Origin of the sequence: Spirillospora sp. NPDC048819, assembly GCF_040650055.1 — a bacterium.
Taxonomy (GTDB): Bacteria; Actinomycetota; Actinomycetes; order Streptosporangiales; family Streptosporangiaceae; genus Spirillospora.
Window position 1 is genome coordinate 515,563 of record NZ_JBEZGN010000001.1, and the last position, 25,717, is coordinate 541,279.

Consider the following 25,717-nt stretch of genomic DNA (forward strand, 5'->3'; position numbering starts at 1 on the left):
ACGGTCACATCCCGTCCGCGCGGCGCCGCAGGACCCCGCCCAGGCTCTCCGGCTCCTTCGCCGACATGAGGGTGCCGATGGTGATGTCCTCGTCGGCGATGCCGGAGTGCCTCTTCTCGGTGAACGACACCTTCGCCCGGATGCCCGGGTGGCCGCTGACCTTGTCGAGGGCGGCCTTGAGCTTGGCCGGGTCGAGGGTCTTCGCGTCCTCGATCACCTTGGCCATCAGCATCATGTAGTCGTAGTAGGGGCTGGTCACCGCCGAGTATCCGAGGCCGGCGGTGTCCGGGTGCGCGTTGATGCGCTCGACCAGCTTTGCGACCTCGGCGGAGGGCTTCTCCCCGCCGGTGTAGGTGAGGCCCCGGTAGGTCGTGCCGAAGAACCCGTCGAGCAGCGCGCGGGGGAACTCGCCGAGCGCGTCGATGTAGTTGAGGTCGTGCGAAACGATCACGGGGTGGAAGTCGCTCGCCGCCATCGCCCGCAGGATCAGGATGGTCGCCTGCGGCTGGCCGGTGAACAGCCCCAGCCCGTCCACGCCGGCGCGCTCCAGGTTGCGGACGAACGGCGTCATGTCGGAGGCGTCCACCTCGAACACCTCGACCGCGACCGGCTCGGTGGAGTAGGCGTCCTTCAGCGTGCGGACGACGGCGTCCCTGATCGAGGTGCCGAACTCCGAGTTCTCCACGATGATGCCGATCTTGCGCAGCCCGCGGACCTCGTGGAGGAAGCGCGCCGCGACCGCGGCCTGCTGCGTGGTGTTGTAGACGAGCTGGTAGTGGTACGGGAAGCGGTCGCCGTCGCCGAGCAGTTCCGCGCCGCCCCACGCCGACTGGATCAGCTTCGCGCGGGCGAGCGCCGTCACCGACGCCAGCACCTGTGAGCTCCCGGTCGGCCCGACCACGAAGGTGGGGTCGTCCCGGATGAGCCGCTGCGCGACGGCGGGCTGACTGGCCGGGCTCCCCTTGTCGTCGTGCTCGCTGACCTCCACGGCCTCGCCGAGCAGCCCGCCGGCCGCCTTGATGTCCTCCAGCGCGAGCCTCGCACCGACGTAGATCGGCTTGTAGGCGGCGGCGAGCCGGCCGGTCTTCGGCTCCACCCACCCGATCCGGGCGGCCTTCGCCCCGCCGCTCCCCGAACTCCCGCACGCCGCCGTGCCCAGGCCGAGCACGCCGAGCGCGGTGGCGGACGCGGCGCCCGCCAGAAACCCTCGCCGGGACATTCCGGCCGTCCGGTCAGTAGCCAAGGCCGCCTCCTCGATTTGATGTATGAACGTTTGTATACTTCCCCTCGATGCACGTCAAGAGGACCCCTGGCACCGCCGCCGGGTCGCCGAACCGCCCCGCGGTCGCCCGACCGCTGACGTTCAGCCGCGCGGCCGGACGAGTCCCGCGTCGCAGGCGAAGAAGACGACGGCCGCGGCCCGATCACGCGTTCCGCGCGCCATGAGGCGCAGGGCAGCCCTGCCGACCGATTTACTGACCGATCGGTCTGTAATAGGGTGACCTGGATTCATCAGCGGAAGGAGACCGGCCGGATGAGCGCGATGCTGGAGAGCTATGCGAACGGACAGTGGTTCCGGGCGTCCGACGACGGGCACCCGCTCCTGGACGCCGCGACCGGCGAGGAGGTCGCCAGGCTCTCGTCGACCGGTCTCGATCTCGCCGCGATGGCCGGCCACGCCCGCGAGGTGGGCGGGCCCGCGGTCCGCCGCCTGACGTTCCACGAGCGGGCCGCCGTCTTGAAGGCCGTCGCCAAGCACCTCTCGGGTGTCAAGGACGAGCTCTACTCCCTGTCGGCCCACACCGGAGCGACCCCGCGCGATTCGGAGGTCGACATCGACGGCGGCATCGGCACGCTGTTCAGCTACGCCGGCCGGGGCACGCGCGAACTGCCCAACGAAACGATCGTCCTGGACGGCGACACCGAACGGCTGGGGCGCTCCGGCGTCTTCAGCGCCCAGCACGTGTACACGTCGCGAACGGGCGTCGCCGTGCAGATCAACGCCTTCAACTTCCCCGTTTGGGGAATGCTCGAGAAGCTCGCGACGGCGTTTCTCGCCGGGCTGCCCTCCATCGTCAAACCGGCGAGCCAGGGCACCTATCTGACCGAGCGGGCCGTGCGGCACATCATCGGGTCCGGGCTCATGCCGGAGGGTCGCTGCAACTGCTGTGCGGCAGTCCCGACGGCCTGCTCGACGAGCTGGGGCCACAGGACTCGGTCGCGTTCACCGGCTCGGCCGCCACCGCCGCCGCGCTGCGTCAGCACCCGGCGGTCCTCCACCACGGCGTGCGGCTCGGTGTCGAGGCCGATTCGCTCAACTGCTCGATCCTCGGACCCGACGTCGGCGAGGACGACCCGGAATTCGACCTCTTCGTCGAGGGCGTTGTGACGGAGATGACGGTCAAGGCCGGGCAGAAGTGCACCGCGATCCGGCGCGTCATCGTCCCCGGCACGATGGCCGACGCCGTCATCGACGCGATCGGCGCCCGGCTGGCCGAGATCACGGTCGGCGATCCCCGCGCCGAGGGCGTCGACATGGGCGCGCTCGCCGGCCTCGGCCAGCGCGACGAGGTGCGCAAGGCCGTGCAGACGCTGCGCGCGTCGGCGGACGTCGTCTTCGGCGATCCCGGACGCCGTCGAGGTCGTCGGCGCCGACAGCGAGTCGGGCGCGTTCATGGGGCCGGTCCTGCTGCGCGCCCGGCCCGGCGCGTCCGAGCCCCACGACGTCGAGCCGTTCGGGCCGGTCAGCACGGTGCTCACCTACGGCTCGCTCGACGAGGCGGTCGAGCTCGCCGCGCGAGGCCGGGGCAGCCTCGCCGGCTCCCTCGTCACCCGCGATCCCGAGGTCGCCCGCCGGGTGACGCTCGGTCTCGCGCCGTGGCACGGCCGGCTGCTCGTGCTCGACCGGGTCGCCGCGCCCGAGTCCACGGGCCACGGCTCCCCCCTTCCCGTGCTCGTGCACGGGGGGCCGGGCCGTGCGGGCGGCGGCGAGGAACTGGGCGGCATCCGCGGCGTCCTGCACCACATGCAGCGCACGGCGATCCAGGGCTCGCCCGACATGCTGACCGCGATCACCAACCGCTGGACCACCGGGGCCGCACGGTCGGACGGCGACGTGCACCCGTTCCGCAAGAGCATCGCCGAACTGCGCATCGGCGACACGATCCGCTCGGCGACGCACACGGTGACGCTCAACGACATCGAGCGGTTCACCGACCTCACCGGCGACACGTTCTACGCCCACACCGATCCGGAGGCCGCGGCCGCCAACCCGTTGTTCGGCGGCATCGTCGCCCACGGCTACCTCGTGGTCTCGCTCGCCGCCGGGCTGTTCGTCGACCCGGCCCCCGGGCCCGTCCTGGCGAACTTCGGCGTCGACCGGCTGCGCTTCCTCACCCCGGTCAAGGCCGGCGACACGATCGACGTCACCCTGACCGTCAAGCAGATCACACCGCGCAGGAGCGCCGACTACGGCGAGGTCCGCTGGGACGCGGTCGTCGCGAACGCCGACGGCGAGCCCGTCGCCACCTACGACGTGCTGACCCTCGTCGCCAAGACCACCGGGCCCTGAGAAACCGGGTCCGTGGTCCGCGCGAGCCCGACCGGCCCACGCGGCGGCGTGCTGCGCTCGCCGGTATCCGCCAAGGTGCGGAGCCCCACCCGGTCACGGGTGATCAGGTGTACCGCCGATGCGGCGCTCGGAGAGGCGCGAACCCTTCGATAGTCGGATATCGCGCTCATCCAAGGTTGTTTGCCAACTCATCGCCCAACACGGCAGAACCTTGACGAACGTGCCCGAGAACCTCACGAGAACAGAGGTAGGAAAGACGTACGCATATTCCTGCGCCATCAGCCGGGAACAGACCAACCGGGGGAAAAGCATGAGCGATCTGATCGCCGTCGCCTACGACGACCTCGCCACCGCCGAACAGGCCCGCGACAAACTCGTCCAGCTGCAGAAGGAGCACGTCATCGAGCTGGCGGACGTGGTCGTCGTCGAACGCAGGGAGAACGGCAAGATCAAGCTTCACCAGGCCCGGAACCTGACCGCCGGCGGCGCGCTCGGCGGCGCGGCCTGGGGCGGCCTCATCGGACTCATCTTCTTCATGCCGCTGCTCGGCATGGCGGTCGGCGGCGCCACCGGCGCCGCCATGGGCGCCGCGGCCGACGCCGGCATCGACGACGACTTCATGCGCGACCTCGGTGAGCACCTCACGCCGGGCAGCGCGGCGGTGTTCGTCCTGGTCGACAAGCGCAACCCCGACAAGGTGATCCCGGAAATGGCGCCGCTGGGCGGCCGGCTCATCCGGACGTCGCTGTCCACCGAGGAGGAGCAGCACCTGCGCGACGCGGTGAAGACCGCCCGAACGCCGCAGCCCGCCTGACCCCGTCCCCTCGCCGCGGCTCCGGCCGCCACCGGGACCGCCATGGCCCATGCGGAACGACTGGGTGAAGGTGCCGGCGGCGGACGGGCCGAGCATGCGCGCACCGCTCCCCGTCACTTTCATTTTATAGCAGAAATGCGCGCCTCATGAGGTGCCGGAAAATGCTTCATACTGCCGTCGTCGCGAACCGGCTCGACGGACGATGGAGCAACGCAATTGGGCTATGTGCTGGCTTTCGAGCAGATCGACTCGACGAATGTCGCGGACGTCGGCGGCAAAGGGGTGCACCTGGGCGAGCTCCGGCGAATCGAGGGCGTCCGCGTGCCGGACGGCTTCTGTGTCACGACGGACGCCTTCCAGCGGATCGTGGCCGAGGCGCCGTCGATCGACGCTCGGCTCGACCTGCTGTCGCGCGTAAATCCGGACGACCAGGAGGCGATCCGCACCCTGAGCGCCGAGGTGCGCGGCGCCGTCGAAGACCTCGCGATGCCCGACGATCTCGTGGCGGCGGTCAGTGATTCGCTTGCCCGGCTCGGGGAGCGGGACTCCTACGCGGTGCGTTCCAGCGCGACGGCCGAGGACCTGCCGGCCGCGTCCTTCGCCGGCCAGCACGACTCGTACCTGAACGTCGTGGGCACGGCGGCGGTCCTTCGGCACGTCCGGCGGTGCTGGGCCTCGCTGTTCACCGAGCGGGCGGTGACCTACCGGCGCCGCAACGGCTTCGGCCACCGGCAGGTGCGGATGGCCGTGGTCGTCCAGCGGATGGTGTTCCCGGACGCGGCCGGGATCCTGTTCACCGCGGACCCCGTGACCTCGAACCGGAAGATCGCCACCGTGGAGGCGGGCCGGGGGCTCGGCGAGGCGCTCGTTTCCGGGCTGGTCGTCGGGGACGTCTACACGGTGCGCGACGACCAGGTCGTCACCGCGGCGGTCGCCGCCAAGCCGCGGTTCGTCCAGGCGTCGCCGCAGGGCGGTACCCAGGACGCACCGATCGAGCCGCAGCGGCAGGCGCGGCCGGCTCTGACGGATGCGCAAGTCGTGCGCCTGGTGCGGCTGGGCCGGCGCATCGAGGCGCACTACGACCGGCCCCAGGACATCGAATGGTGCCTGGCCGGCGACGATTTCCACATCGTCCAGAGCCGGCCGATCACCACCCTGTTCCCCATCCCCGCGACCGGTGACCGGGAGAACCACGTCTACCTCTCCGTCGGTCACCAGCAGATGATGACCGATGCGATGAAGCCGCTGGGACTCTCGGTGTGGCAGCTGACGACCCCGCGGCCGATGCACGAGGCGGGCGGGCGGTTGTTCGTCGACGTGGCCTCCGCCCTGGCGACGCCCGCGGGCCGCGCGAGTCTCCTGGAGGGCGCGGGGAGGTCCGACCCGCTGATGCGGGACGCGCTGCAGACCGTCCTCGACCGCCGCGGCTTCCTCCGCTCGCTTCCGGACGAGGGTTCCGGCGCCGCCCCCGCCGGCGACCCGCCCGACCCGATCGAGACCGATCCGGCCGTCGTCACCCGGCTGATCCAGCAGAGTCAGGCGTCCATCGCCACGCTGCGGCGCGAGATCCGGGAGCTGTCCGGGACGGCGCTGCTCGACTTCATCCTGGCCGACATCGCAGAGCTGAAGCGCATCCTGTTCGCCCCGCGGAGCCACCAGGCGATCATGGCGGGGATGGAGGCCGCCTGGTGGCTCAACGACCAGATGGAGGCGTGGCTGGGCGAGAGGAACGCGGCCGACGCGCTCACGCAGTCCGTTCCCCACAACGTCACGTCGGAGATGGGACTGGCGCTCCTCGACGTCGCGGACGCTATCCGGCCGCACGCGGACGTTGTGGCGTTCCTGCACCGTGTCGTGGACGAAGGCCAGGAGGGCGACGGCTTCTTGAACGAACTGGCCGATCTGCCCGGCGGGCCGGAAGCACGCGACGCCGTCCAGGGCTACCTCGACGAGTACGGCATGCGCTGCCCAGGCGAAATCGACATCACCAGAACGCGCTGGAGCGAGCATCCCGCCATGCTCCTGCCCACCATCCTCGGCAACATCAAGAACTTCGAGCCGGGCGCCGGCAAGCGGCGCTTCGCAGAAGGCCGCCAGGAGTCACGGCGGAAAGAGCGGGAACTGCTGGCGCGCTTGCGCGCCCTGCCCCACGGGGAGCGGAAGGCCGAGGAGACCAAGCGGATGATCGACCGCGTCCGCACCTTCGCCGGATACCGGGAGTACCCCAAGTACGGAATGGTCAGCCGCTACTTCGCCTACAAGCAGGCATTGCTGCGGGAGGCCGATCGGCTCGTCCGGTCCGGCATTCTGCGTGACAAGGAGGACGTCTTCTTCCTCCGCTTCCAGGAATTGCAGGAGGTCGTGCGCACCGGCACCGTGGACGCCGAACTCATCATGCAGAGGCGGCGGGCGTTCCGGTCGTACGAGGCCCTCACACCGCCCCGGGTCCTCACCTCGGACGGCGAGGTCGTCACCGGCCGGTATCGGCGTGACGACGCCCCGCCCGGCGGGCTGGCCGGCCTCCCGGTCTCGGCCGGGACCGTCGAGGGCCGTGCCCGTGTCGTCCTGGACATGGCGCAGGCCGACCTTGAGGCGGGCGACATCCTGGTCACCGCTTACACCGACCCCAGCTGGACCCCTCTGTTCGTCACCGTCGCCGGACTGGTGACGGAGGTGGGCGGCCTCATGACGCACGGGGCGGTGATCGCGCGGGAGTACGGCCTGCCGGCCGTCGTGGGCGTGGAGCAGGCCACCCGGCTCATCCAGGACGGGCAGCGGATCCGCGTTCACGGAACCGGCGGGTACGTCGAGATCCTCGACTGAACCGCCGGGTCGGCGGGCTCCGTTCTGCGTCGCCCCCGTCAGTGCCGGCCGAGGACGCAGAACTCGGTGCCCTCCGGGTCGGCCAGGACCGTCCACGGCACGTCGCCCTGGCCGAGGTCGACGTCGACGGCGCCGAGTGCCCGCAGCCGGGCCACCTCCGCCTCCTTGTCGTCGATCGGGTCCGGCAGAAGGTCGAAATGGAAACGGTTCCACCATGTCCTCACGCCGGGTTTGCGGAGGAACTCCAGATACGGCCCGACGCCCTCGGCGGAACGCAGCACCGCATGATCGTCGGTCACCTCGTGCAGGGTCCAGTCCAGCGTCTCGTCCCAGAACCGGGCCATGGCCCGCGGGTCGGCGCAGTCGACCACCACCGCCGCGATCGGGCCGGTGTCCCGGTAGTTCTCCCGGGGTTCCAGCACGCAGAACACGTTGCCCTCCGGGTCGGCGAGAACCGTCCACGGGACGTCGCCCTGGCCCACATCGGCGGGCGTCGCACCGAGATCCTTCATTCGCGCGACCAACTCCGCCTGATGGGCCGCAGAGGTGGTGGCCAGATCGATGTGCACGCGGTACTTCACCGTTTCGGGGTCCGGGACGGACACGAAATCGATGTAGAAGCCGGCGGGGTCCGGCCAGGTGAGGCCCTTGGGCTCGAGGTTGGTCACGCCGGGTCCCTCGCTGGAGAGATCCCAGCCGAGCGCCTCCGCCCAGAACCGGCCGAGGGCCGAGTCATCGCCGGCTTTGACATTCACCTGAACGAGCCGCAGTGCCATGCCGCCGATCATAGGGGCGTCGTCCGCCGGTCGGCCGGGTCAGCGGGCCACGGCCAGGCGGTAGTCCTCGTCGGCGCCGAGGAGGTTGCGGTGGGTGTCCTCGGTGGTGATGACGCCGTCGTCCAGGACGAGGACGCGGTCGGCGGCGTCCAGGAGGGCCGGGCTGCCGCTGATCACGATGGTGGTGCGGCCTCGGCGCAGCCGGGCGATGTTGCGCGCGATGAGCTGCTCGGTGACCGCGTCCACGGCGGTCGTCGGGTCGTGCAGGACGAGGACGGGGGCGTCGGCGGCGAGGGCGCGGGCCAGGGACAGGCGTTGGCGCTGCCCGCCGGAGAGGTTCGCGCCGCGGTCGCGGACGCTGTGGTCGAGCCCCGCGCGGTGGAGGGCGACGACGTCGGTCAGCATGGACGCCTCGACCGCCTCCGGCACCATCCGGCCGGTGCCCGACGGGTCGATGTTCGAGCGGAGGGTGCCCGCGAAGATCTCCCCGTTGGACGGGTTCACCAGCATGTGCTCGCGGATCGCCTCGATCGACAGGTCCGCCGTCTCCCGCCCGCCGATCCGCACCACGCCCTCGTAAGCGCCGGGCGGCACGTCGCCGGAGAGCAGCGAGACGAGGTCGGCGGCCTCGCGGGCCCGGTAGGCGGCGATCGCGACGAACTCGCCGGCCGGCACCTCGAACCTCAGCTTCCGCAGGGTCCCGTACCGGACGCGGTCGACCTCCAGGCCGCCGGTCGCGGCGGGACGTTCCGTGCCCGGGGTCATCACCGGGGGCGCGGCCAGTACCAGCGCCATCCGCTCGGCGGACGCCCGCGCGACCATGACGTACTTCGGCATCTCCGAGAACAGCTTGAGCGGTTCCATGACGAACTGCGCCAGGCCCACGGCCATGACGAGCTCTCCGGTGGTGATCCGGCCGTCGAAGGCGAGCTTGCCCGCCATCAGGGTCACGGCGGTGGCGAGCGCCGCGTTCAGGGCCAGCGCGGCGCCCGCGTACGCGCCGTCCGCCTTGGCGACGGTGACCGCCTGGTTCCTCGCCTCCGCGCTGACCCGGCGGTAGGACCGGAACGCGGCGTGGTTGCCGCCGAAGCCGTGCAGGGGGCGCAGGCCCGCGATCAGGTCGGCGACCTTCGCGCCCGCCCGCGCCACCCGCGCCTGCTGCTCGCGCGTGCCGGAGCCGATCCGCCTCGACATCACGCTCAGGGTCGACAGGACCGCGACGGTTCCCGCGATCACCAGCAGGCCGAGCCAGATGTCGGCCATGCCCAGCGCGACCGCCGCGATCAGCACCGCGACCAGCGAGCTGACCAGCAGCGGCACCACCTCGATGATGTCGGCGGTCTGGTCGGCGTCCTCGGTCGCGATGGTCAGCACCTCCCCGGACTTGAGGTCGACGTCCCGCGCCACCGGTTGGAGCCCGCAGGCCGCGACCCGCACACGCCAGCGGTGCGCCTCGGTCACGTTGGCCTTCTGCAGGATGCGCATCCCGAAGCGCCATGAGAACGACACGGTCGTGATGATCACGGCGAGCGCGGCGATCGACAGCCCGAGCGAGCCGAGGCTCCGGTCCCGCAGCGCGTGCTCGACGATCAGGCCCAGCGCGATGGGGAAGGCGGTCTCACCCGCCTGGTACATGCCCATGAGGACGGTGCCCCGGGTCATGGCTCCGGCGTTGCGGCGCAGCGCCGTCCGGAGGATCTCCGACCCCGTGCGGGGCGGCCGGCTCTCAGAAGTCGTCATCGCTCGCTCGTCCGCCCGCCCGCCAGGCCCGCCACAGCCGCGCGTACCCGCCGCCCAAGGCCACCAACTCCTCGTGTGTTCCCTGCTCCACGACGCGTCCGCCGTCCAGAACGGCGATCCGGTCGGCCGCCATCGCCTGGGTCAGCCGGTGCGCCACGAACAGACTGGTGCGGCCCCGGCACGCGGCCCGGACGGCCCGCTCCAGCTCGGCGGCGCCCTGGCTGCCGGCCTCCGCGGTCGACTCGTCCAGCACCACCACCGGCGAAGGGCTCAGCACCAGCCGGGCCAGGGCGATCTGGGTGACCTTCGTGACGTCCAGGCGTTCGCCGCCCTCACCGACCAGGGTGTTCAGCCCGTCGGGCAGCGCGTCGACCCATCCGCCGGCGCCGACCGTGTGCAGCGCGTCCATCAGTTCGGCGTCGGTCGCCTCCGCCGCCGCCAGCCGCAGGTCGTCGGCGAGCGGACCGGAGAACACGTGCGTCTCCTGCGTCAGGATGCTCACCAGGTCCCGTGCCCCGGCCTCGTCCAGTCCGGCGAGATCGGTCGGCCCGATGCGCACGGACCCGGCCTGCGGAGTCCCGATGCCCGCGATCAGCGCGGCCAGCGTCGACTTGCCCGCGCCGGTCGCCCCCACCAGCGCGAGGGAGCCGCCGGCGGGGATCGTCAGGTCGACGTCCCGGAGGACGGGCTCCTCGGCGCCGGGATAGCGGAACGTCAGCCCCTCGACCGTCACCGGGTACGCCGCAGCGCCCGCCGGCCGGACGCCGGTGCCGCCCACCAGCCGTTCCTCCGCGGGCTCCCCCAGCACCCCGACCAGCCGGGTCAGGCTCGCACCCGACTTCTGGGCCTCGTCGAAGGTGAACAGGATGGAGCCCAGCGGGTTGAACAGGCGGTGGAACAGCAGCGGGGCCGCCGACACATCGCCCAGGCTCGCGGCGCCGGCCTCCAGCAGCGCGTACCCCACCACGACGATCAGGACGAGCCCGATGAACTCGGCGCGGTTCTCCCTGCCGACGAACCGGCCGAACAGACGGAACACCTCGATGCCCAGATCGCGCACCCGCCACGACTCACGGCCGACCCTCGCGCGGAAGGCGTCCTCGAGGCGGTACGCCCGGACGGTGCCGATCCCGTCCAGGCCGCTGATCAGCTCCTGCGCCCGGTCGGCCTGTGCCACCCGCTGCTTCTGGTAGAGCGGGGCGGACCTGGGGAGATACCAGCGCAGGGCGAGCGCGTACGCGGGCAGGGCACCGGCGCCCGCCAGGCCGAGCCGCCAGTCGAGGCCGAACATGCCGGCGGTGGCGATGGCGACCAGGACGCCCGCGGAGAACACGGTGGGGACGGCGGTCCGGATGCCCTTCGACAGCACGGCGACGTCGTCGCCGACCCTGGAGAGCACGTCTCCCCGGCCGACCTGCTCGATCCGCGCGCTCGGCATGCCCAGCACTGCCCGGACGGCGCCCTCCCGCAGCCGCGCGAGCAGGTCCGCGCCCATTCGTCCGATCAGGTACGTCGACGCCGCGGTGGCCGCCGCGCCGAGCGGCGCGGCGGCCGCCATGAGGATCCCGATCGTGATCAGGACCGACGGCGATCCGCCTTCGGCCACGCCGTCGACCACCCGGCCGAGCAGGAGTACCGGCAGCACCGCGAGCGCCGCCCCGGCCACCGTGGCGAGCACGGCGGCGACCGGCGGCCATGGCGTTTCGCGGAGGTGCGCCGCGACCCATCGCGCGGCCTCGCGTCCGGTCGCGGTGCGCAGGGCGGCCGGGGCGGCCGGGGCGGCGCGCGTGCCGGCGGTGCTCACACCGGTGGTGCTCACACCGCCTAGCCGACCGACTTGACGATCTCGTCGATCGCGTAGGGCAGGGACAGCAGGGTGCTCTGGGACATGGCCGCGCCGATCGCCGGGCCCTCACTGTCCAGCAGGTACGACACCTTCCCGTCCTTGACCGCGGGCAGGTTGGCGAACAGCTCGAACTTCTTGAGCGCCTCCTGGTCCGCCTTGTCGTTGATGACGAAGATGCGGTCGACGTCGACGAGGTCCATGCGCTCCGGGGACAGGACGGTGTAGAACTTGCCGCCCGCGATCTCGTCGATCTTCGTGGCGCCCTTGAAGCCGATGCCCGTCACCAGGCGTCCGCGCACGTCGGTGGTGGTGAACGGCGCGACCGAGTCCTCGTACCAGGACAGCGCCACGGCGGTCTGGCTCGCGAACTCCGGGTGCGCCTTGCGGGCGGCGTCGAGCTTGCCCTGGATGTCCTGCACCAGCTTGCGGCCCTCGGCCTCCTTGCCGAGCGCCTTGGCGATGTGGACCGCGTTGTCCTGCCACGGAGCGCTGAACGGCTCCTTCTCGGCCTTGGTCCGGCCCACCGTCGGGGCGATCTTGGAGAGCTTGTCGTAGGCGGCCTGGTCGATCTCGGAGTAGACCGCGATGATCAGGTCCGGCCGCAGCGCGGCGATCTTCTCGAAGTTCGGACCGGAGTCGCCGTTGCTCATGACGACCTCGGGACGGGTGTCGCCCCACTTGTCCTTCACCCAGGGCCACTGGGTGTTGATGTCGGGGGACGTGCCCGGCGGGTTCGGGTACTGGTCGACCATGCCGACGGGCTTGGTGCCGAGCGCCAGGATGGCCTGGTCGTCGGTGTAGCCGACGGAGACGACCCGCTCGGGGGCCTTGGTGATCTCCGTTGAGCCGAAGGCGTGCTCCACGGTGACGGGGAACACGCCGCCCGCGGCCGCCGGGGCGTCGTCGCCCGGCGTGTCCGCCGAGTCGGAGCCGCAGCCTGCGAGGAGGCCGGCGCCGAGGACCGCGGCGGACAGTATCGCCGCCAGCCGCCGCCAGGACCTCGTGATCGCCGTTCGTTGGGGGGTCATTCGAAATCCTCGCTTTTGTGCTGTCCGCAACACCCGGTTTCCGGGCGGGAAGAACCTTAACACGACCAACTAAGGGCAGGCTAACCTAACTTTTCGTTCCCTCTTCGGCCGGGTGGCGCCTACCCGCTCCGGACGTGGGCGCGGCCGATCGGCACGATCAGCGGCCGGTCGCCCACCGGGTCGTCGATCACTTCGGCGCGCAGCCCGAACGCCTCGTGCAGCAGCTCCGCGGTGATCACGTCCCGCGGATGCCCTTCCGCCAGGATCGACCCCGCCCGCATCACGACGAGGTTGTCGCTGTAGCGCGCCGCCAGATTGAGATCGTGAAGCACCATGACCACCGTGCGCCCCGACTCGTGAAGGTCGTCCACCAGGTCCAGCACATCGATCGCGTACGCCAGGTCCAGATAGGTGGTCGGCTCGTCCAGCAGCAGCAGATCGGTGCCCTGGGCCAGGATCATCGAGATCCAGACGCGCTGACGCTGGCCGCCGGACAGCGTGTCGACCGGGCGGCCGGCGAGGTCGGACACCCCCGTCATCTCCAGCGCGCGCTCCACGACGGCGGCGTCGTCCGACGACCACTGCCGCAGCCAGCCCTGGTGCGGATGGCGGCCCCTCGCGACCAGGTCGGCCACCGTCAGCCCCTCCGGCGCGACCGGCGCCTGCGGGAGCAGGCCGAGCTTTTTCGCCACGTCCCTGGTCTTCAGCTTGCCGATGTCGTCGCCGTCCAGCACGACCGTGCCGCCGGCCGGTTTGAGCAGCCGGGACAGCGTCCGCAGCAGGGTCGACTTCCCGCAGCCGTTGGGGCCGATGATCGTGGTGATCACGCCTGACGGGATCGTCACGTCGAGGCCGTCGATGACCGTCCGGCCGCCGTACCCGACCGCGACGCCCCTGGCGGCGAGCCGTGCGGGATCCCCCGGCTCGGTCCCGGTCATGTGCTCGGCGCCCACGAGATCCACGCTGCTCCGCCTTCCGCTCACCATCACGCCGCCCGTCTCAGGTTCGTCCGCACCAGCAGGTAGACGAGGAAGGGGCCGCCGATCGCGGCGGTGACCACGCCGACCGGGACAGTGACCGGCAGCACCGTGCGCGCCACCAGGTCCGCGCCGACCAACAGCAGGGCGCCCACCAGACCGGAGGCCACCAGCGGCGGCGTCGGGCATCGCGCCAACCGCATCGCCACCTGCGGCGCCACCAGCGCGACGAACGGGACCGGGCCCGCCGCGCTCACCGCCACCCCCGCCAGAAGCACCGCGCACAGCAGCATGACCGCCCGCACCAGCGAGTACCGGACGCCCAGGCCCCCGGCGACGTCGTCACCGAAGTGCATCGGCCTGAACTGGAAGGCGGCGCCCGCGACGACGGCCGTGAGGACGAGCGTGCACCCGATCGCCACCCAGACCGCGTCCCACGATCGGCCGTCCAGCGAGCCGACCAGCCACACCTGTGCCCGGGCCACATCCCTGATGTCGGCCGTGATCAGCAGCCAGGTCGTGATCGCCTGCATCATGGCGCTCACCGAAATGCCGATGAGGATGAGCCGGAACCCGTCGATCCCCCGCCGCCATGCCAGCAGGTACACCAGCAGGCCCGTGCCGAGACCGCCCGCGAGCGCCGCCGCGGACAGGCCGACGGAGCCCGCGATCGCCGCCGTGGTCCCGCCCGACACCGTGAGCAGGACCACCGCGACCGCCCCGGCGCCCTGGGTGATCCCCAGGACGTCCGGGCTGGCCAGCGGATTGCGCGCGATCGACTGCGTGATCGCCCCCGACGTCCCCAGCGCGATTCCCACGACGAGCCCGGCCAGGGCGCGCGGCATCCGCAAATCCATGATCACGAACTTGTCGACCCGCTCGCCGCCGCCGAAGATCGTGGCGATCACCCGGGGCAGCGCGATGGGGAAGTCCCCGGCGCCGATGGACAGGCAGAACACCAGGAACGTCGCCGCCGCGAGCAGCAGCGCGACGAGGACGGGCCAGGGCCGCCACACGAACGACAGGCTCCCGAGCCGCACGCCCGGCGGCACCTGCCGCTTGATGTCCGCTTCGTTCATGCGTGCTTGAGCTTTCCGCGCCACACCAGAGCCGCGAAGAACGGGGCGCCGACGAGGGCGACGACGATGCCCGCGTCCAGTTCACCCGGCCGCACGACCACGCGTCCCACGATGTCGCAGACCATGAGGACGACGGCTCCGAGCAGACCCGCGTACGGCACCAGCCACCGATAGTCCGGCCCGGTCAGATGCCGGGCCACATGGGCCACCATGAGCCCCAGGAACGCGATGGGACCGCACGCGGCCGTCGCCGCGCCCGCCAGGAGGGTGATGGCGGCGATGGCGGCCGTCCGGCTCAGCGCGACGTTCACCCCGAGCGCTCGCGCGACGTCGTCCCCGAGGGTCAGGAGGTTGACGGCGGGCAGCGTGACCGCCGCCAGGACCAGCCCGGCCGCGATGAACGCGGCCACCGGCCAGATGACGTCGAACCCGACACCGGTCACCGAGCCCGCGTTCCAGAACCGCAACGCGTTCAGCGACTGCCGGTCCGACAGCGCGACCGCCGTGGTCACCGCCGCGAGGAACACCGTGATCCCCTGCCCGGCCAGCGCGAGCGTCAACGGGTTGCCGGCCCCCCGCCCGATGCTCGCCACCCCGAACACCACGACACCGGCGACCGCCGCACCCAGGAACGCGAACCAGACGTACTGGAACGGGTTGGTGAGCCCGAAGAGGGAGACCGCCGACACCACGGCGAACGAGGCGCCGGAGTTCACCCCCAGCAGGCCCGTGTCGGCGATCGGGTTGCGCGTGCACCCCTGGATCAGCGCCCCGGCGATCCCCAGGGCGGCGCCCGCCACGACCGCGAGCACCGTCCGGGGCACCCGCACGGTCTGCACGATGAGCCTGATCTCGGTGAGCCGCTGATCGGACCCCGGCGCCGCGGACAGTCCGGCCCAGACCTCGCCCGGACTCAACGCCCGCGCGCCGACGACCAGCGACGCCGCCGCCGCGGCCACGAGAATCGCCACCAGGGCGCCCAGCCCCGCGACCCGCCGCCTGCGCGCCGCCGCGACCCCGGACGCGACGCCGGGCACGGGCCGCTCCTCCGTGACAGCGCTCATCCGTGTGCGCCGAGTCCGGCCAGCACCACTTTTCCTCCGAAATCGGCCACCGAATAAGGGCAGCCTAACCTAAGCCGACTCCGGTGGACCGGCCGCGGTTCCGTCCCCCGTGCGAGCTACCGGCGATTGTCCACTGCGCGGTGATGATCTCGGGGCCGCCTGATCCATAGCGTCATCGGCATCGCCGCGGCGCGGGAGAGCAGGCACCGGCCCTTTCCACGACGCCGGCTTCTGGATCGATTTCTGAGCATTCACTTCCCTGGAGGACATCGTGATCCGCAAGGCCACCGCCGTCGCCGTCTGCTGCGCCGTCGCCACCGTGGGGCTCACCGGCTGCGACGACATCTCCGGGACGGGCTCGTCGCCGTCCGGCTCCCCGTCCCCGCAGAAGCCCGTCGACGCCTTCACCGGCACCAAGAAGATCGAGGTCGAGGGCCGGTCGGTGAACGTGTCGTGTGCCGGCGGCCCGGCCGCCGGCAAGCCGGTCATCGTCCTTCTGCCCGGGTTGGGCGACGGGCTCGGCAAGATGGCCGCCCTGCAGAAGACCCTGAGCCAGAAGAACCGGGTCTGCGTCTACGACCGGCTCGGCGAAGGCGCCAGCGACCGGCCCGAGGGACCGCAGACCTTCGCCGACACCGGGAAGATCCTGACCGGGGTGCTCGACCGGGTCGCCGGGGACGGCCGGGTCGTGCTGGCCGGGCACTCGCTGGGTGGGATGATCGCCGCCCGGTACGCCCCCGACCACAAGGACAGGGTCAAGGGGCTGGTCCTGATGGACGCCACCTCCCCCAGCACGGTCGCCGACGTCGAGAACGCCATCCCCGCCTCGGCCACCGGCCCGGCGGCCGAGCTGCGCAAGCAGACCCTCGCCGTCAACCAGGGCGACAATCCCGAGCGGCTCACCATCACCGACGCCAAGGTCCGCTCCGCCGGGAACATCCCCGCCCAGATCATCCAGCACGGCAAGCAGTACCTGGCCGCATTCCCCCAGTACGGGCCGCGCCTGGAGCAGTCCTGGTCCGAAGGACAGCGCAAGTGGCTCGGCGTGTCCAGCCGCAGTGACCTCAGCACCGCCAAGACCAGCGAGCACTACATCTACCTCGACCAGCCCGATGTCGCCGTCAAGGCCATCCAGCGCGTCACCGCCCAGGCCGCGAACACCGAATGACCCTCGACCACCGGCCGAACACGCCCGCGCCCGCACCTGCCGACCAGGTGCGGGCGCGAACGGCCATCAGGCGCGTTCGTAGTCGTCGGTGATGCGCGTGATGTCGTCCTCTCCGAAGTAGTCACCGGTCTGCACCTCGATGAAGATCACCGGGTGCGTTCCGGGGTTGGCGGCGCGGTGCGCGGCGCCGGCGGGGATGTCGATCGACTCGCCCGCCCGCAGGATCCGCTCCTCATCGCCGACGGTGACGTGGATCGGGCCGGTCACGACGAACCAGTGCTCGCTGCGGCGCCGGTGACGCTGGTAGGACAGCCGCCGGCCGGGCTCGACGCGGATGTGCTTGGCCTTGTGCACGGCGGATTCGTCGAGCACCGTGAAGCGGCCCCACGGACGGATTTCGGTGGTGCTCACCGGTGCTCCCGCCTGCTCCGTCATGTCCGCGGACCGGGCAGGTCCAGCTCGCCCTGGTTGAGGACGCGGGGGTGGAAGTAGGCGTTCTGGATCTCGGCGTTGGTGTTGTTGCCCCGCAGGTGCTCCGACCAGACCATGAAGTAGCTCCAGCGGGTCTGGCCTTCGAGGAGCGCGGCGTCCGGAACCTTCCCCATCTCGGAGATGGCGATCGGCTTGCCGCCGGCGATCCGCTGGATCTGCCCATAGTCCGCGGCGCTCGGGTAGCTCTTGTACCAGGCGTCCAGGGAGACGACGTCGACGTAGGACAGGCCCGGGTAGTAGTCGGCCCAGCCGCCGGCGGGGTTGTCCTGGACGTTCCAGACCCAGATGAGATTGTCGAGGCCCTTGCCGGCCAGGTGGTCGCGGGTGATCTGGTACAGCTTCCGGCTGCCGTCCGGGCCGGGCCTGCCGCCCCACCAGTTCCACGACTCGTTCATCTCGTGCAGCGGACGGAACAGCACCGGCACCCCGGCGTCCTTGAGCTGCCGGAGGTAGGGGACGACCGCGTCCAGCCGCCGCTTCCACTCGGCGTTGAGCGCGGTGCCGCCGGTGACGAGCTGCGTGAACTGCGCATCGGAGATGTTCGTCTTCACGCCGCCCTCGAACTCGCACGTGCTGGGCCCGGTCGGCGTGCAGGCGTGCCAGGTCAGCGTGACGAGCGACCCGTGCGACCACTCGATCTTCGCCTGGTCGACGACGCGCTGCCGGTCGGCGATGTCCTCGGCCCGGAACATCAGGTCCCCGCCCCACAGGCCGGGGTACTGGCCGGTGACCTCGTAAACCTGCCGGGTGTACTGGCTCGGCAGGCTCGCGGGCTCCTTGTTGTGCTGCCCGGACACGACGTACCGGCCGGTGATCGAGTGCAGGTAGGAGATGACGTCCCGCTTGGACGACGGCGGGAACGCCTCGGCCCGCGGGGCCGGGACGAACGTCACGGCGAGGACCGCCGCGGCGGCGACGATGACGGCCAGGACGACGCGGGCCGCGCGGCGGCCTCCGCCGTCCGGCCCGGGGGCGGCGGCGCGGACGAGCGCGCCGAGGGTGGGCCGGGGGTGGGTGTGATGCATGTGCCTTTCTCCTCTACAGATGGATTCTCCGTGTTCTGGGGTGAAGCCGGACTCCGGTGGCCCGCAGGGCGAGGGCGGTCGCCCCGTACAGGCCCGCGTCCCGTTCGAGTGAGGTGAGCGAGATCCGGGGTTCGCGCAGGAACGACAGGCCGGCGCTCCGGGCGACGCGGTCGCGCAACGCGGGAAGGAGCAGGTCGCCGGCGGCGCTGACACCACCGCCGATCACCACGTCCGGGACGTCCAGCAGCGCCGTTGCCGTCCGGACGGCGAGGGCCAGGGCGTCCGCGGCACGGTCGAAGGCCGCGAGCGGGACGGACGCGCCGCCGCGTGCGGCATCGGCGAGTGCCTGGGCGGACGCCTCGCCGTCCCCGCGTTCGGGCGTCCAGCCTTGGGCGAGCGCCCACCGCACCATGCCCGGTCCGCTCGCGACGGTCTCCAGGCAGCCCCGCGCCCCGCACGCGCAAGGCCCGCCGGCGGGGTCGACGACGATGTGGCCGAGGTGCCCGGCGTTCCCGGCGGCGCCGAGCTCCGGCGTCCCGCGCAGCACCAGTCCCGCCCCGACCCCGGTCGAGACCACGATGCCGAGCAGCGACGCGGCGCCGTGCCCCCCGACCCACCATTCGCCGACCGCCATGCACTGCGCGTCGCCCGCGAGGGCCACCGGAAGGTCCCCGAGCCGGTCGTGCACGTCCTGGACGATGGGGAAGTCCCGCCAAGCCCGGATATTGACGGGGCTGACGGTCCCCGCACCGGCGTCGAGCGGGCCGGCCGCGCCGATGCCGGCGGCGGTGAGGCCGGGGGCGGCGAAGTCTCCGACGAGCCGGCGCAGCGTCGCGGCCGGGTCCGGCCCGGGGGGACGCTCGGCCCGCGCGAGCAGCGTCCCGTCCGCGGCGACATGGGCGGCGGCGAACTTCGTGCCGCCGATGTCGAGGGCGAGCACCGTCATGATCGCGGCGCGCCTTCGAGCATCGCCTGGGCGGCGTTGACGCTGAACAGGGCCGCCCGCAGCGCGAGGGGACCGACGTCGGCCAGGTCGCCGCCCCGCACGGTGACCGTGCGGCTCTCGCCGGGCAGCAGCGTCATCAGGCCCACGTCGGCCTCGGCCGACGGGTCCAGCCGGTCGGCCTGAAGCAGGAGGTCGCGGACGAAGGTGCGGGCCGTCAGCGTCACTTCGAGCGCGGTCACTTCGAGCCCGCCGGGCGCCGGGCGCGCCTCCAGCTCCACGTCCGCGACCGGGTAGGCGAACTCGGCGTCCTCGCACCCGAGGACGACGTCCCGCAGGCCATCGGCGTCGGCGACGAGGAGTTCGGTCCGCCGGTCCGCGAACTCACCGATGCCGTCCGGCAGCGGCAGCAGCTCCACCGCGCGCGGCGCCACCGTGAACGGCACGACCTCCTCGGCAAGGACCGTCCCGTCCGCCAGCATCCGCCGGACGTCCGCGACTCCCTCCCACCGCTCGTCCGACTGGTTGTCGACCGCCAGCACGCGCGCGCCGGAGCGTGTCTGGAACGTCAGCAGCCGGTCGGCGTACAGGCGGCGCAGCTCGTGGTACAGCGGTTTGGGGCGGGCCGCGCCGTCGATCGCCGCCCACGAGGTGACCGGCCAGCAGTCGTTGAGCTGCCAGACGATCGTGCCCGCGCAGACGGGCCAGTGCGAACGCCAGTGCGCGACGCCGGTGGCGATGGCCCGGGCCTGGTTGACCTGGGTGAGGTAGTGCCAGTCGTCGAAGCCCGCCGGGGCGCGGAAGTGGTGGGCCAGGCCGCGCTCCAGCTTGCCGTTGCCGTCCTCGGCCTTCTGGTGGTGCAGCATGCCGGGTGAATCCGGGGCGGGTTCCTCGCCGGGCAGCGCCGCCCGCACGGTCGCGTAGGCCGGCGGCGCCTGCCAGCCGAACTCGGCGGCGAAGCGAGGCACGTCCGCCAGGTAGTCGGTGTAGTCACGGCGGTTCCACACCTCCCAGAAGTGGGACGGACCGTGCGCGGGGTCGTTCGGGTGGCGGTCCCACGACCCCGACCAGGGACTTCCCGGGCTGTAGGGCCGGGACGGGTCCAGCTCGGCGACGATCCGGGGCAGCAGCCCGAGGTAGTAGCCCTCGCCCCAGCTGTCGCCCGCGAGGTCGTCCTCCCAGCCCCAGTCGCGGAAACCCCACAGGTTCTCGTTGTTGCCGTTCCACAGGACCAGGCTCGCGTGAGGCATGAGCCGCACCACGTTCTCGCGCGACTCGGCCTCGACCTCGCCCCGCAGCGGCTGCTCCTCGGGGTAGGCGGCGCAGGCGAAGGGGAAGTCCTGCCAGACCAGCAGGCCCAGCTCGTCGCAGGCGTCGTAGAAGGCGTGGTCCTCATAGATGCCGCCGCCCCAGACCCGGACGAGGTTCACGCCCGCGGCGGCGGCCTGCGCCAGGCGGTGCCGGTAGCGGTCGGGGGTCACGCGGGACGGCAGCGCGTCGTCGGGGATCCAGTTCACACCTCGCGCGAAGACGGGCACGTCGTTGATCCGCAGCGTGAACGCCGTCCCGTGCGCGTCCGCGGACTGGTCGAGTTCGACCGTCCGGAACCCGATCCGCCGCTCCCAGACGTCCAGTTCGGCGCCGCTCCCGGCATCGGAGAGGACGACCCGGCATCCGTACAGGGGCTGGTCGCCGTAGCCGCGGGGCCACCACAAGGCCGGATCCGGAACGTCCAGGACGGCGGTGGCCGAAGACGCGCCGGCGGGGATGTCGGCCGTCGCGGTCCGGCCGTCGATCTCGACGGTCGCCCGCAGCGCGCGGTCCCGTCCCGCCGCGGTGCGTTCCACGTCGAGGACGGCCGCCACCCGGCCGCGGCCGCCGGCGACGGTCACCAGCGGCCGGACGCGGGCCAGCCGCGCGCCGCTCCAGCCCTCGAGCCGCACCGGCCGCCAGATCCCGGCGGTCACCAGGGTCGGGCCCCAGTCCCAGCCGAAGCTGCATGCCATCTTCCGGATGTAGTTGAACGGTTCGGGGTAGGCGTTGGGCCGGGCGCCGAGACGGCTCTTGTGCGCTTCGGCCTCGGTGTAGGCGGAGGTGAACAGCACCGACAGCGCGGCGCCCGCGCGGGCCTTGCCGGTGACGTCGAACCGGTAGGAGCGATGCATGTTCCGGGTCGTCCCGACGGGTTCGCCGTCGAGCGTCACCGTCGCGACCGTGTCCAGCCCGTCGAAGACCAGGTCGACGCGCTCGCACCCGTCCGGAACGGCCGGAAGCGCCGTGTCGTACCGCCAGTCCGCCCGTCCGACCCAGGCGACCTCAAGCTCGTTGCGGTCCAGGTACGGGTCGGGGATGAGCCCGTCGGCCAGCAGGTCGGCGTGGGTGCAACCGGGTACCCGGGCGGGCACGGGCGCGTCCCGCAGGGCCTCCGCACTCGCCGGGACGTCGCCTCCCACGAGGCGAAGCGTCCACCCAGAGCCGAGGGTCATCTTCTGCATCACGAGCACAACCTCCTTGGTAGAACGTTTTAGTAGACGGGCGGACCGGGACGGCGGCGGCCGGGGACGGGCCGGCCGACGCGGGTTCCCTACTTGGTGGCGCCGGAGGCGAAGCCGTTGTAGATGAAGCGCTGCAGCACCAGGAAGATGACCAGGCTCGGCAGGATGACCAGGGCGGCGCCCGCCGAGATCACCTCCCAGTGCGCACCGAACGGCCCCTTGAACCGGAACAGCGATGTCGAGATCGTCCCGAGGTTCTCCGAGGGCATGTACAGGAAGGGGATGTAGAAGTCGTTGTAGATCATGACCCCCTTCACGATGACGACGGTCGCGATCGCCGGCCGCAGCAGCGGCAGGATGACGCGCCGGTAGATGGTGAACGAGCCCGCGCCGTCGATGCGGGCGGCCTCGTCCAGGGAGACGGGAATGGAGCGCATGAACTGCAGGAAGATGTAGATGGACACGATGTCGGTGCCCATGTAGAGCAGGATCGGCGCCAGCCGGGTGTTCATGACGCCCAACTCGTTGACGACCTGGTAGGTGGCGACCTGCGTGGTCACCGACGGCACGAGCGCCGCGACCAGGAAGAGCCCCATGATGAGCCGCCTGCCCCGGAACTCGAAACGGTCGACGGCGTAGGCCGTCATCGAGCCGATGAGGACTGTCCCGGCCAGCGAGAACACCAGAATGAACACGGTGTTCCAGAGCGCCCGCAGCATGTGGCCCTGAGTGAACGCCACCTGGAAGTTGTGCAGGTTGAACCAGTCGCCCGGCGCCGACAGCGGGTTGGGGTCCCCCGACATCTCGCCGCCGGTCCGCAGGGAGGTGAGGACGACCGCGAGCAGCGGCACGATGACGACGGCGCTCGCGATGATCAGGGTGGCGTACTTGAGGAGGCCGGCGAACCCCCGGCGCAGCGGGGTGCCGCCGCGTCCCGCGATCGCGGTCATGACAGTTCCACCCTCTCGTCGGGGATCAGCAGCCGCTGGACCCAGGTGATCAGCAGGACGATGAGCAGCAGCACGACGGCGGAGGCGGACGCGAGGCCGACCTTGTTGAAGTCGAACGCCAGCTCGATCGTCTGTATGACGAAGGTCTCGCTGTTGTTCGACCCGCCCGTCATGATGTACGGGATCTCGAAGACCGACAGGGCACCGGAGACCGCCAGGATCACGCTCAGGCTGATGATCGGCTTGATGCCGGGCGCGATGATGTGCCGGAACTGCTGCCACCGGGACGCCCCGTCCAGCGCGGCCGCCTCGTACAGCTCGGGCGGGATCGACTGGATCGCCCCGATGAACAGCACCAGGTTCAGCCCCATGAACCGCCAGACCGACACTCCGGCCAGCGACGTGTTCACCAGATCGGGATCACCGAGCCACAGCCGCGGCTCCATACCGACCAGCCCCAGCACCGTGTCGAGCGTCCCGCCCGGCTGGAAGAAGTAGAGGAACACGAAACCGATGGCGACGCCGTTGACCATGTAAGGGAAGAAGAGGATTCCCTTGAACAGGTTCTGGAACCGGGTGCTGAAGCTCAGGATCGTCGCGAAGTAAAGGGCCACGGCGATCTGCACGGCGGAGCCGACCAGGTAGAACAGGCTGACGGTGAAGACCCCGAAGTACTGCGACCGGGTGAACAGATCGACGTAATTGCCGGCCCCCACGAAATCGCGGTCCGGGCTCAGTCCGTCCCAGTCGGTGAAGCTGTAGAAGAACATGTTCACGACGGGGACATAGGTGAACGCCCCCAGCAGCGCCAACGGCACCAGCAGGTAGAGCCAGGGCGTGCACCATCGCCTGCGGCGGGCGGCGCGGGACCGTCCGGACTCCGGTCGCGCGTCCGTGGCGGACGGGAGCTCGCGGCGAGCTCCGGTCACACGAGAAACCGACATGCGCTCCTTCTTTCCGCGTGCCTGCTGTCGGGTGCCTGCTGTCGGGTGCCTGCTTCGTGCGCCGCGGTCCGGGCGCCTGTGCCCGGACGCCCGGACCGCGCGGCCCGCCTCAGCCGATCGTGCTCTGCGCCTGCGACCACTTCCCGTTGAGGTCGCCGAAGATGCCGGGCAGATCACCGTCCGCCGCCCCTCGCGCGACGTCCACCAGATGCTGGCGGTAGTCCGGCGCCTGCAGGCCGACCTCGGACGCCTTGTCGATGTCCAGGACCGTGGCGTACTTCGCATAGCTCATCTCGACGAACTTCACCCCGGCCTCCTCGTACGGCTTGAGGCTGCTGGGCAGCGGCGTGCCCCGCACCGAGGAGATCGACAGGGACTTCTCCGCATCGCCGGATTTGGTGATGAACCACTCGATCCAGGCACGGGCCGCCGGCTTGCTGTCGCTGTGCCTGTTGATGCCGAACAGGTAGTCCGGCCTGACGGCGGTGCAGAACTTCCCTCCCACCTGCGTGGGGAAAGGCATGAAGCCGATGTCGTCCGGATTCTCCCCGGCCTTCTTCGCGGCCTCCTTCATCTGCACGATGGCCCACGAGCCGAGCCACATCGCCCCGATCTGGCCGGTCGCGATGAGGTTCTTCGAATTCTCCCAGTTCGTGGTGTTCGGATCCTTCTCCGAGAGCCCCTGGTCCACGACGTCGTACAGGAGCTTGTCGACGACGTGCAGCCCCGTGCCGGAGGCCCACGGCTCCTTCGTCCCGGCGAGCTCGTCGAACGCCTTGGCGTCGCAGCTCGGCGAACCAATGGCGTTCGACCAGTTCGTCAGCGGCCAGGCGTCCTTGTAGTTGGTGTAGTACGGCGTCGCGTCCGTCTTGCTCTTGATCGCCTTGAGCGCCGCGAGGAACTCGGCGGGAGTCTTCGGCCACTCGGTGACGCCGGCCTGCTCCCAGACCTTCTTGTTGTAGACGAACCCGTTGGCGACGCCGATGTTGGGGATGCCGTAGACCTTGCCGTCCACGGTGCCCGACTGGGTGAACTCGTACTTCTTCGACAGCTCCTCCGCCGTGCCGAGCGGCGCGAAGAAGTTCGGGTACCGGCTCGCGGGCACAGACACGGGGATCGCGAGGACATCGCCGTAGTCCTCGCTGTTCATGCGGATCTTGACGTTGCCTTCGTAGTCGGTGATCCCCTGGAACTCGACTTCGACGTTGGGATAGATCTTCTTGAACTCCGCCGCGTACTTCTCGGTGGTCCCGTCCTGAACCTGGTCGGTCCGGTTCGTCAGGACCGTGATCGAACCCGACACCTTGGACGGATCGGTCGGGACCCGGACGATCTCATTGCTTCCGCCGTCCGTGCCACCGCCGCAGGCGGTGAGGCCGACCGTCAGCACGGTCGCGACCGCCGTCACGCGTATTCGTCGCACGTCGTCTCCTCACGTCTGGACTGCTGCGCCGCACCGCATCCGGCACAACGGCGGACGTCTCGCCCTGAGCCCAAGCGGCTGGTTGGCTGCTTAACCTAAACGCAAGCGTCGGCAGTGTCCATAGAACGATCTAGTCTTTCTCGAACGCTGAACAGGAGCACGTCGGCACACGTCCGCTAGGAGAATGCATAACCCCAGTTCAAAGCCACTAAATCGCCGTCCGTGCCTTCAGTTGTCACTTCACGGCGGCGACTAAATCGATACCGTAATCTCCCGCCGTGATGCCGTACCGGAGCCCGGCGTTCGGGACCCGGCACCGAGAAGCGACGGCGTCACGCCCAGGTTCGCTCCCCCGCTTGAAGCTGGCCCTCCCCTCGAAGTCGGATACCGACCTCGTTGCATCGATCGTTACAGTCCCCGATCTCCCCAAGTGGATGGGCCGCCATCCGATGGATGCCCTGGGCAACGGGCCCATAGGGGATGTCGGTGTTACCAGCGAGAGACCCAGAGCACTGGCGCGTTCAAGCGGACCACCGGGTAGATTGACTGCGGTCGAGGA

The 25,717-nt window shown here is 71.0% G+C and carries 20 protein-coding genes and 1 pseudogene; 6 read left to right on the forward strand and 15 right to left on the reverse strand.

Going from position 1 to position 25,717, the window contains the following annotated elements:
• Positions 1-4: 4 nt before the first annotated feature.
• Positions 5-1,243: an ABC transporter substrate-binding protein gene (locus tag AB0C35_RS02490; protein WP_358449605.1), complete on the reverse strand. Its 1,239-nt coding sequence runs from the start codon at positions 1,241-1,243 to the stop codon at positions 5-7.
• Between the two features lie 300 nt (positions 1,244-1,543).
• Here AB0C35_RS02490 and AB0C35_RS02495 point away from each other — a divergent pair, with 300 nt between their 5' ends.
• The 5 genes and pseudogenes from AB0C35_RS02495 (at position 1,544) to rph (ending at position 7,208) form a co-directional block, all read left to right on the forward strand.
• The gene (locus AB0C35_RS02495) at positions 1,544-2,389 is read left to right on the forward strand and encodes an aldehyde dehydrogenase family protein (RefSeq protein WP_358449855.1); all 846 of its coding nucleotides are present in this window, start codon (positions 1,544-1,546) and stop codon (positions 2,387-2,389) included.
• A pseudogene (locus AB0C35_RS02500) lies at positions 2,272-2,568 on the forward strand (aldehyde dehydrogenase family protein); the annotation flags it as partial. The gene AB0C35_RS02495 and the pseudogene AB0C35_RS02500, both read left to right, overlap by 118 nt.
• Positions 2,569-2,623: 55 nt before the next feature.
• Complete coding sequence (locus AB0C35_RS02505) at positions 2,624-3,571, forward strand: aldehyde dehydrogenase family protein (RefSeq protein ID WP_358449857.1); 948 nt, start codon at positions 2,624-2,626, stop codon at positions 3,569-3,571.
• Positions 3,572-3,881: 310 nt separating this feature from the next.
• Positions 3,882-4,385: a DUF1269 domain-containing protein gene (locus AB0C35_RS02510; RefSeq protein ID WP_358449607.1), complete on the forward strand. Its 504-nt coding sequence runs from the start codon at positions 3,882-3,884 to the stop codon at positions 4,383-4,385.
• A 225-nt stretch (positions 4,386-4,610) separates the two neighbouring features.
• Positions 4,611-7,208, forward strand: a complete 2,598-nt coding sequence (gene rph / locus AB0C35_RS02515) for a rifamycin-inactivating phosphotransferase (RefSeq protein WP_358449859.1) — start codon at positions 4,611-4,613, stop codon at positions 7,206-7,208.
• A 38-nt stretch (positions 7,209-7,246) separates the two neighbouring features.
• Here rph and AB0C35_RS02520 read toward each other — a convergent pair whose 3' ends face one another.
• The 7 genes from AB0C35_RS02520 to AB0C35_RS02550 all read right to left on the reverse strand — a co-directional run bounded on the left by AB0C35_RS02520 (position 7,247) and on the right by AB0C35_RS02550 (position 15,718).
• A complete protein-coding gene (locus AB0C35_RS02520; protein WP_358449609.1) occupies positions 7,247-7,984 on the reverse strand; it encodes a VOC family protein in 738 nt (245 codons plus the stop codon).
• 39 nt (positions 7,985-8,023) lie between these two features.
• Positions 8,024-9,724 carry an ABC transporter ATP-binding protein gene (locus AB0C35_RS02525; RefSeq protein ID WP_358449611.1) on the reverse strand — a complete coding sequence of 567 codons (1,701 nt, stop codon included), beginning with the start codon at positions 9,722-9,724 and terminating at the stop codon, positions 8,024-8,026.
• The gene (locus AB0C35_RS02530) at positions 9,711-11,543 is read right to left on the reverse strand and encodes an ABC transporter ATP-binding protein (RefSeq protein ID WP_358449613.1); all 1,833 of its coding nucleotides are present in this window, start codon (positions 11,541-11,543) and stop codon (positions 9,711-9,713) included. Before AB0C35_RS02530 ends, AB0C35_RS02525 begins: the two co-directional genes overlap by 14 nt.
• A gap of 5 nt (positions 11,544-11,548) precedes the next feature.
• Positions 11,549-12,598, reverse strand: coding sequence for an iron-siderophore ABC transporter substrate-binding protein (locus AB0C35_RS02535; RefSeq protein WP_358449615.1), 1,050 nt, complete (start codon positions 12,596-12,598; stop codon positions 11,549-11,551).
• Between the two features lie 119 nt (positions 12,599-12,717).
• A complete protein-coding gene (locus AB0C35_RS02540; RefSeq protein ID WP_358449861.1) occupies positions 12,718-13,536 on the reverse strand; it encodes an ABC transporter ATP-binding protein in 819 nt (272 codons plus the stop codon).
• Positions 13,537-13,583: 47 nt separating this feature from the next.
• A complete protein-coding gene (locus tag AB0C35_RS02545; RefSeq protein WP_358449616.1) occupies positions 13,584-14,654 on the reverse strand; it encodes an iron ABC transporter permease in 1,071 nt (356 codons plus the stop codon).
• Entirely contained in the window at positions 14,651-15,718 is a 1,068-nt protein-coding gene (locus AB0C35_RS02550) for an iron ABC transporter permease (RefSeq protein WP_358449618.1), read from the reverse strand. The genes AB0C35_RS02545 and AB0C35_RS02550 overlap by 4 nt, the downstream gene beginning before the upstream one ends.
• A gap of 271 nt (positions 15,719-15,989) precedes the next feature.
• Between AB0C35_RS02550 and AB0C35_RS02555 the strand changes: the two genes are divergently transcribed.
• Positions 15,990-16,886 (forward strand): alpha/beta fold hydrolase, encoded by an 897-nt coding sequence (locus tag AB0C35_RS02555; protein ID WP_358449619.1) that lies wholly within the window; start codon positions 15,990-15,992, stop codon positions 16,884-16,886.
• A 66-nt stretch (positions 16,887-16,952) separates the two neighbouring features.
• On the opposite strand, the gene AB0C35_RS02560 is transcribed toward AB0C35_RS02555, so the two are convergent.
• From AB0C35_RS02560 to AB0C35_RS02590, 7 genes are all read right to left on the reverse strand, one after another.
• The gene (locus AB0C35_RS02560) at positions 16,953-17,297 is read right to left on the reverse strand and encodes a phosphomannose isomerase type II C-terminal cupin domain (protein ID WP_358449621.1); all 345 of its coding nucleotides are present in this window, start codon (positions 17,295-17,297) and stop codon (positions 16,953-16,955) included.
• Positions 17,298-17,317: 20 nt separating this feature from the next.
• Complete coding sequence (locus tag AB0C35_RS02565; protein ID WP_358449623.1) at positions 17,318-18,403, reverse strand: glycosyl hydrolase; 1,086 nt, start codon at positions 18,401-18,403, stop codon at positions 17,318-17,320.
• Between the two features lie 13 nt (positions 18,404-18,416).
• Positions 18,417-19,349, reverse strand: a complete 933-nt coding sequence (locus tag AB0C35_RS02570; protein WP_358449625.1) for an ROK family protein — start codon at positions 19,347-19,349, stop codon at positions 18,417-18,419.
• The gene (locus AB0C35_RS02575; protein ID WP_358449863.1) at positions 19,346-21,841 is read right to left on the reverse strand and encodes a glycoside hydrolase family 2 protein; all 2,496 of its coding nucleotides are present in this window, start codon (positions 21,839-21,841) and stop codon (positions 19,346-19,348) included. Before AB0C35_RS02575 ends, AB0C35_RS02570 begins: the two co-directional genes overlap by 4 nt.
• 89 nt (positions 21,842-21,930) lie before the next feature.
• Entirely contained in the window at positions 21,931-22,791 is an 861-nt protein-coding gene (locus tag AB0C35_RS02580; RefSeq protein WP_358449627.1) for a carbohydrate ABC transporter permease, read from the reverse strand.
• A complete protein-coding gene (locus AB0C35_RS02585; protein ID WP_358449629.1) occupies positions 22,788-23,735 on the reverse strand; it encodes a sugar ABC transporter permease in 948 nt (315 codons plus the stop codon). Before AB0C35_RS02585 ends, AB0C35_RS02580 begins: the two co-directional genes overlap by 4 nt.
• 109 nt (positions 23,736-23,844) lie before the next feature.
• Positions 23,845-25,158 carry an ABC transporter substrate-binding protein gene (locus AB0C35_RS02590; RefSeq protein WP_358449631.1) on the reverse strand — a complete coding sequence of 438 codons (1,314 nt, stop codon included), beginning with the start codon at positions 25,156-25,158 and terminating at the stop codon, positions 23,845-23,847.
• Positions 25,159-25,717: the final 559 nt, after the last annotated feature.